Annotated in this window: 6 protein-coding genes and 1 riboswitch; of the genes, 4 read left to right on the top strand and 2 right to left on the bottom strand. The window is 72.1% G+C overall.

All coding sequences use genetic code 11. The features are described 5' to 3' along the window. A partial coding sequence (locus PHQ87_RS13070) for an ABC transporter permease (RefSeq protein WP_300235087.1) occupies positions 1-1,883 on the bottom strand: 1,883 nt, incomplete at its 3' end. A gap of 36 nt (positions 1,884-1,919) precedes the next feature. Next, a riboswitch (TPP riboswitch) is annotated at positions 1,920-2,034 on the top strand. A 60-nt stretch (positions 2,035-2,094) separates the two neighbouring features. On the opposite strand from PHQ87_RS13070, the gene PHQ87_RS13075 reads away from it, so the two are divergent. Genes PHQ87_RS13075 through PHQ87_RS13090 form a run of 4 tightly spaced genes read left to right on the top strand, consistent with a single transcriptional unit; the run spans position 2,095 to position 5,904 of the window. Further along, positions 2,095-3,135, top strand: coding sequence for a thiamine ABC transporter substrate-binding protein (locus PHQ87_RS13075; RefSeq protein WP_300235090.1), 1,041 nt, complete (start codon positions 2,095-2,097; stop codon positions 3,133-3,135). 10 nt (positions 3,136-3,145) lie between these two features. Continuing rightward, on the top strand, positions 3,146-4,768 hold the full coding sequence (locus tag PHQ87_RS13080) for an iron ABC transporter permease (protein ID WP_300235093.1): 1,623 nt from the start codon (positions 3,146-3,148) through the stop codon (positions 4,766-4,768). Beyond that, the gene (locus PHQ87_RS13085) at positions 4,761-5,405 is read left to right on the top strand and encodes an ABC transporter ATP-binding protein (RefSeq protein WP_300235096.1); all 645 of its coding nucleotides are present in this window, start codon (positions 4,761-4,763) and stop codon (positions 5,403-5,405) included. Before PHQ87_RS13080 ends, PHQ87_RS13085 begins: the two co-directional genes overlap by 8 nt. 52 nt (positions 5,406-5,457) lie before the next feature. Continuing rightward, a complete protein-coding gene (locus PHQ87_RS13090) occupies positions 5,458-5,904 on the top strand; it encodes a hypothetical protein (protein ID WP_300235099.1) in 447 nt (148 codons plus the stop codon). Between the two features lie 8 nt (positions 5,905-5,912). On the opposite strand, the gene PHQ87_RS13095 is transcribed toward PHQ87_RS13090, so the two are convergent. Further along, positions 5,913-7,012, bottom strand: a 1,100-nt coding sequence (locus PHQ87_RS13095) for a lytic murein transglycosylase (protein WP_300235102.1), incomplete at its 5' end; no start/stop codon positions are given.

The following is a 7,012-nucleotide window of genomic DNA, read 5'->3' on the forward strand; positions in this document are numbered from 1 at the left end:
GCCAGCGCACCGGCCAGCGCGGTCAGCCACTGGCCCGGGTGCACCCCATGCAGGTCGGCCATGGTCTCGCTGACATAGACGGGCACGACGGCCTCGCCTTGTGGGCCTGCCTTGGGCACGGGTGTTTGTGGGCCGGTCAGCGGCAGGGACTGGCCGGGCCGGCCATCGCCCGCCAGGGCCAGCGGACGGGCCAGCAGCACGATCGGCGGCAGCCCGGCGGCGAGCTGCACGCGGGTGGCGCGCAGGGCGTCGGCGCGCACGATGCCGGGCAGTGCCATGGTCTCGGCCACGAAGGCCGGCGGCAGCGGGTTGCCTTCGCCCACGCTGGTGTCGCTGCCGCGCACATAGAGCTGGGCCGGCAGCACGCCATCGAGCCATTCGGTGACCGAGTCGCGGAAGCTCGCGACCATCACGGTCAGCGCGACCGACAGCGCCAGACTGGCGACGATGCCGCTGGTGGCGACGGCGGCGCTGTCGCGCTGACGGCGGGCGCGCTCGATGGCGAGCATGGGGACCGCGCGGCGGGTGAGCGTGGGGGCGATGCGGTCGAGCACGGCGCCCACGCCCAGGGGCAGGACCGCGATGCCGCCGATGAGCAGCAGTCCGATGGCCACATAGGCGGCCAGCGGTATGCCCTGCACCGCAGGTGCCAGCGTCAGCAGTGCGGCGGCCACCAGCAGGACCGGCGCGATCCAGCGTCGGCGCGTACCGGTGGGCACGGTGGCACCCAGGCCCTTGAGGGCCAGCGCGGGTGACAGGTCGCGCCCGGCGCGGGCCGGCCACCAGCCACCGGCCAGGGCGGCGACCACGCCGAGCGTGCCGAACAGGACCGCGTACCCGGTGTGCCATTGCAGCGGCGGGCTGACACCGTCGAAGTAGCCGCCACCCAGATCACCGCCGAGCAGGCGCAGCGCCAGCGCGGCCAGGCCCGTGCCCAGGGCCACGCCGGCGAGGCTGCCGGCCCCGCCGAGCAGGGCGGATTCCGCGAGGATGAGATGCATGCGCTCGCGTGCCGACAGGCCGAGCACACCCAGCAGGGCGAACTGCTGCTGGCGTCGGGCGACCGACAGCGCCATGACGGAAAACACCAGGAAGGCGCCGGTGAACAGGGCCACCAGCGCCAGTACCGTGAGGTTGACGCGGTAGGCGCGCGAGAGCTGGCCGATGCGCTCGGTGCCGTCGCCGGGGCGCTGCGCCAGCCAGTGCGGCGGCAGGCCCAGCCGGGTGGGCAGGCCGGCCGCGTCGGTGCCCGGGACCAGTCGCAGGTCGATGCGGCTGAGCTGTCCTGGCTGGCCGGAGAGCTGCTGCGCGGCGGCCACGTCCATCACCAGCACGGGAGGGCCGGGGGCCGGCGTGCTGCCCGCGATGCGCAGCATGCGCCACTGCAGGCCGGCCTGCACGCTGATCTCGCGCACATTCCCCAGCAGGCGGCGGGCGGCCGGATTGGCGAACACCGTGTCGGCGGCGAACAGGTCGAGCCGGTCGCTGCCCGGGGCCACCTGCGGCATCAGCGCCGGTGAGACGGCGGCCACGGCCAGCGCGTCAACGCCGACCACACGCACCGCCACCGGTGTGCCCGTGTCGGGCGCGCGCAGGGCCGTGGGCCATTCGAGCACCGGGTTGGCCGTGGCCACCTGCGCGTCGGCGACGATGCGCTCCAGCCAGGTGTCGTCGATGGCCCCGTTGCGCGCACGCAGCGTCAGGTCCGGCTGACCATCGACGGCGCTGACCGCATGGGCGAATTCGGACAGCGCCGAGGCGTTGATGAGCTGCACCGCCAGCGCCAGCGCGACGCCGAGCATCACGGCCACCACGGCCGCCGCGCTGCGCCAGGGGTGGTGCCGCCAGTCCTGCCAGGAAAAGGTGCGCAGGAGCTTGTCCATGGGCCGAGCTTAACCCCGGAACCGGCCTAGAATGACCGCTTTCACCGGGGGTGCCCGGGGCACGTGCCAGAAAGCGCGGGCCCGGGCTGAGAAAGACCCCTCTCACCTGATCTGGGTCGTGCCAGCGTAGGGAGCGTGATGTCGCACAGGCCGGAGCCGTGCCGCTGTCACCCCGCCAGCCCGATCCGGGCGTTTGGATGCGATGGCCTGTATGCAGCGGCGTGATGTTTTGTTTCGAGGCCTGGGGTGCGGACTGGCGGCGTTGTCGCCGGCCGCGCTGCGGGCCGCCCCTTCCGTGTTGCGGGTGATGACCCACAACTCGTTCGACCTGCCCAGGGAATTGCTGGCCCGCTTCGAGCAGGAAGCGGGCGTCAGGCTCCAGCTCGTCAAGGCGGGCGATGCGGGCGAGATGGTCAACAAACTCATCCTGACCAAGGCCAGGCCGATTGCCGACCTGGTCTATGGCATCGACAACACCCTGCTGCCGCGCGCCTTGCAGGCCGGGGTGCTGGAGCCCTACACCGGGCCGGCTGCGAGCCGTGCCGCTGCGGCGGAGCTGGGCGAGGGCGTGGTGCCGGTCGATTACGGCTTCGTCTGCCTCAACGTGGACAAGGCCTGGTTCGCGGCATCCGGGCTGGCGCTGCCGACCTCGCTGGAGGATCTGGCCAGGCCCGCCTACGCGAAGCTGCTCGTGGTGCAGAACCCGGCGACGTCGAGCCCGGGGCAGGCCTTTCTGATGGCCACCATCGCGGGGCTCGGCGAGGAGGAAGCCTTCGCGTGGTGGGCGCGCATGCGGGCCAATGGCGTGAAGGTCGTGCGGGGCTGGACCGAGGCCTACTACACCGAGTTCACGCGCAACGGCGGCACGCGGCCCATCGTGCTGAGCTATGCCAGCAGCCCGGCGGCGGAGGTGTTCTACAGCAAGACGCCGCTGGCCGAGGCGCCGACGGCCAACCTGTTCATCCGGGGCGGCGTGTTCCGCCAGGTCGAGGGCGTGGCGCTGGTGCGGGGTGGCAACCCGGCCGCGCGTGAAGCGGCCGGCCGTTTCATCGAGTTCCTGCGCTCGCCCGCGGTGCAGCAGGCCCTGCAGACCACGATGTGGATGTACCCGGCCGAAGCGGGCGCGCCGCTGGCCGAGGTGATGCGCGAGCACGCCACGCCGCCCACCGGCTTCGACAACCCCGATCCGGCCCGCATGCAGGCGCAGGCCAGGGCCTGGGTGCAACGCTGGTCGCGCGTGGTCCTGAAATGAACGGCACGGCATGAAAGCTCCGTTCGGCGCCGGCTGGCTGGCGTTCCCCGGCCTGTTCCTGGGGCTGATGCTGGCGGCGCCGGTGCTGCGACTGCTGCACGAGGGCGTGGCGGGTGAGGCCTCGGTGCAGATGCTCGGGGTCTGGACGGACCCGTACCTGCGCTGGCGGCTGCTGTGGTCGCTGCTGCAGGCGGGCGCGACCTGCGTGCTGGCCCTGGCGCTCGGGCTGCCGCTGGCCTGGATGCTGGCGCGCTGGCAGTTCCCGGGGCGCTCCGCCGTGATGCGCCTGATGATGCTGCCCTTCGTGGTGCCGACGCTGGTGGCCGCGCTGGGCGTGCTGGCGCTGTGGGGCCCTCGCGGTGTGCTGGGCGAGCCGCTGCTGGCGCACGGCATCGACCTGGGCGAGTCGCCCTGGCTGCTGCTGTACGGCAACCTGTTCTTCAACGTCTGCCTGGTCGTGCGCGCGGGCGTCGATGCGCTGGAGCACAGCAGCGCCTCGCAGGCCGCCGCCGCGCGCACGCTGGGTGCCACGCCCTGGCGCGTGTTCTGGCGCGTCGAGTGGCCGGCGATCCGCCCCTGGATGATGTCGTCGCTGTGTCTGGTGTTCCTGTACTGCTTTTCGGGTTTCGGCCTGGCGCTGGTGCTGGGCGGCCAGCGCTATGCGACGGGCGAGGTCGAGATCTACCGCCTGGTGGCGCACGAGCTGGCGCTGGCCGATGCCAGCGTGCTGGCCCTGTGGATGCTGTGCCTGACGGCGGTGATCGCGCTGACGTATGCCTGGATCGAGCGCCGGCTGGCGGTGCCCGCGCCGGGATGGCCGGTGCCGCGGCGGCGCCCGCGAGGTGCGGTCCAGTGGCTGGCGCTGGGTGCGGTGCTGGGGGTGTGGCTGCTGGTGTGCGGTGCGCCCTTGCTGGCGATCGCCTGGCGCACGCTGAGGGCGCTGGTGTCCGGCAGCGCCGGCGTGCTGTTGGAGGCGCAGACCTGGCTGGCGCTGGGCAACACCCTGCAGTTTTCGGGCATGGCGCTGCTGCTGGCCACGGCACTGGGGCTGTGCCACGCGCTGGGCGTGCTGGCGCTGGACCGCTGGCGCACGCGCCGGGGCGAGGCGGCCGCCGGCGCGTGGGCACTGGCCTGGCGCACGCTCGAATACCTGCCCTTCGTGGTGTCGCCGGTGATGGTGGCCTTCGGCCTGCTGCTGCTCTACCCGGACTGGACGGCGAGCCTGGCGATCCTGGTGGGTGCCTATGCCTTGCTGGCCTACCCGTTCGTGGCGCGCTCGGTCACGGCGGCGCTGGATGCGCTGCCGGTCAGCCTGGTCCAGGTGGCGGCCACGCTGGGTGCGTCGCCGCTGCGCGTGTGGTGGCGTGTGGTGCTGCCGCTGGTGCGGCCGGCCTTGCGCCGCGGCATGGCCTTTGCCGCCGCCACCGCGCTGGGCGAGTTCGCCGTGTCCCTGTTTCTCTCGCGCCCCGAGTGGACCACCCTGACGACCCTGATCTACCAGCACCTGGGTCGTCCGGGCGCCGCCAACCTCGACGCGGCGCTGGTGCTGTCGGGTCTGCTGATGGTGCTGGCGCTCGGGGCCTTCGCGCTGATCGAAGGACGGGGACGTCGTTCCCCGCAAGCCCATGCTTGAATTGCGGCAGATCACCAAACACTGGGCGCACCGCCCGCTGCTCAGCGGTGTGAGCCTGCGCGTGGACGCGGGCGAGACGGTGGCGCTGCTGGGCGCGTCGGGCAGCGGCAAGAGCACGCTGCTCAAGATCGTGGCCGGACTGGAGGAGGCCGAGAGTGGCACCGTGTGGTACGCCGGCGAGGACGTGACCCATCTGCCGCCCGAGCGGCGGCGCTTTGCGCTGATGTTCCAGGACTTCGCGCTGTTCCCGCACCTGGACGTGCGCGACAACGTGGCCTTCGGCCTGGTGGAGCAGGGTCTGGGGCGGCGCGCGGCGCGCGCGCAGGCCGAGGCCATGCTGGCACGTTTCGGTCTGGCCGCGCACGCCCGAAGCCGCACCTGGACGCTCTCGGGCGGCGAGCAGCAGCGCGTGGCGCTGGCGCGGGCCCTGATCACCCGGCCTCGGGTGCTGCTGCTGGATGAGCCCTTCTCCGCGCTCGACGCCGATCTGCGCGAACGCTTGCGCGGCGAGTTCCTGCAGCGCATCAGCGAGGCCGGTATCGCGGCGGTGCTGGTGACGCACGACGATGCCGAAGCACGGGCCATGGCACGCCATGCCTGGCGCTTGCAGGAGGGGCTGCTGCAGCCTTTGTGGTGAAGCGTTCACCTGCAGGCACAATGGGGCCGACGCTCTTGAACGCATGTGACCCATGGACGCCTACATCCTGATTGGCAATGCCAACACCCGCAAGACCTCGGTCATTCGCAGCCTCAGTGGCTGCTTCAACCGCAGCGTGCGTGAAATCCAGTTGCAGTCGTCAGCGCGACCGGTGCGCTTTTATGCCCGCGTCGGCGCCTTGCAGGCCACGCGCACCACGGTGGACGACTTTGTCGCGGAAGTGGCCCGTGCCCGCTGCGATGCGGTGCTGTTCAGCCTCGCCCCGACCCTGCACCACACCGATCTGATGGACTATCCCGATGCCCAGACCTATGTGGCGGCGCTGCGCGCGCATGGCTGGCGCATCAAGGGCGTGGCCGTATTGGGGCAGGATGGCGGCGGCGTGCGCGCCTCCAACCTGCGCCAGCACGTGCTGGCACCCACGCAGCCGGTGAATGTCACCGCCCGGGATGTCCGGGCGCAGTTCGGCTGGGTGTGATCCGGCGGTCAATGACCGCGCAGCGCCCGCAGGATTTTCTGGCCACCGCGGCCGCTGGCCTCATGGCCCAGGCGCTGTTGCTCGGCACGGATGGCCACACGGCTGCGCTCGCCAAGCATGCCGTCAACCTCGCCGATGTCGTGGCCGCGCAGGATCAGCAGGCCTTGCAGTTCGCGGCGCTCGGCGCGTGACAGGCCCGGATCGTCGGTGGGCCATGGCGTGACGAAAGGTCTGCCGCCGCGCAGACGGTCGGACAGGTGGGCAATGGCCAGACCGTAGCTTTCGGCCGCGTTGTAGCTGTACAGGGCGTCGAAGTTGCGCGTGACCAGGAACGCCGGCCCCTGTGGGCCGGCCGGTACCAGCAGCCCGGCGGGTGCCGTGCCTGCCGGCAGCGGTGAACCATCGGCGCGGCGCACGCCGCGCGTGGCCCATTCGGACAAGGGCCGTTTCGTGCGCCGGCCCTCGCCGGCCAGGTTGAGGCCGGCCGGCAGCGTCACCTCGAAGCCCCAGGGTTGCGCGCTGCGCCAGCCCGCCCTGGCCAGAAAGTGGGCGGTCGAAGCCAGCGCGTCGGCGGTGTTGTCGATGAGGTCGCGCCGGCCGTCGCCATCGAAGTCCACCGCCAGGCGCTCGAAGGTGCTGGGCATGAACTGCGTGTGGCCGAAGGCGCCGGCCCAGGAGCCGACCAGTTTCTCGGGCGCGATGTGGCCGGCCTGCAGGATGCGCAGCGCAGCGAAGAACTCACCCCGGAAGAAATCCTGGCGCCGGCCGTGGCAGGAGAGCGTGCCCAGCGCCTGCAGCAGCGGGTAGCTGCCGAAGGACTGGCCGTAGTTGCTCTCCACGCCCCAGACCGCGACCACCGTGGCCGGATCGACGCCGTAGCGCTGCTCGACCCGGCGCAGTGTGTCGGCATGCTGCGCCAGCAGCGCCCGGCCCTCGGCCACGCGCTCCTCGTCCACGAGGCCGGCCAGGTAATCCCAGATGGGCATGCGGAACTCGGGCTGGTAGTCGAGCTTGTCGATCACGCCCATGTCGGGCTCGAGCCCGCGGGTCAGGCGCGCGTAGGTGTCGGCGCGCACACCGGCCTTCTGCGCCGGCGCGGCCAGCCGCG

Source organism: Hydrogenophaga sp., from assembly GCF_028698005.1.
Lineage (GTDB): Bacteria > Pseudomonadota > Gammaproteobacteria > Burkholderiales > Burkholderiaceae_C > Hydrogenophaga.

Bases quoted from the DNA above. Each gene is read 5' to 3' on its own strand.
- PHQ87_RS13075 (WP_300235090.1), top strand. From the start codon at position 2,095: ATGCAGCGGCGTGATGTTTTGTTTCGAGGCCTGGGGTGCGGACTGGCG.
- PHQ87_RS13080 (WP_300235093.1), top strand. From the start codon at position 3,146: ATGAAAGCTCCGTTCGGCGCCGGCTGGCTGGCGTTCCCCGGCCTGTTC.
- PHQ87_RS13090 (WP_300235099.1), top strand. From the start codon at position 5,458: ATGGACGCCTACATCCTGATTGGCAATGCCAACACCCGCAAGACCTCG.
- PHQ87_RS13085 (WP_300235096.1), top strand. From the start codon at position 4,761: ATGCTTGAATTGCGGCAGATCACCAAACACTGGGCGCACCGCCCGCTG.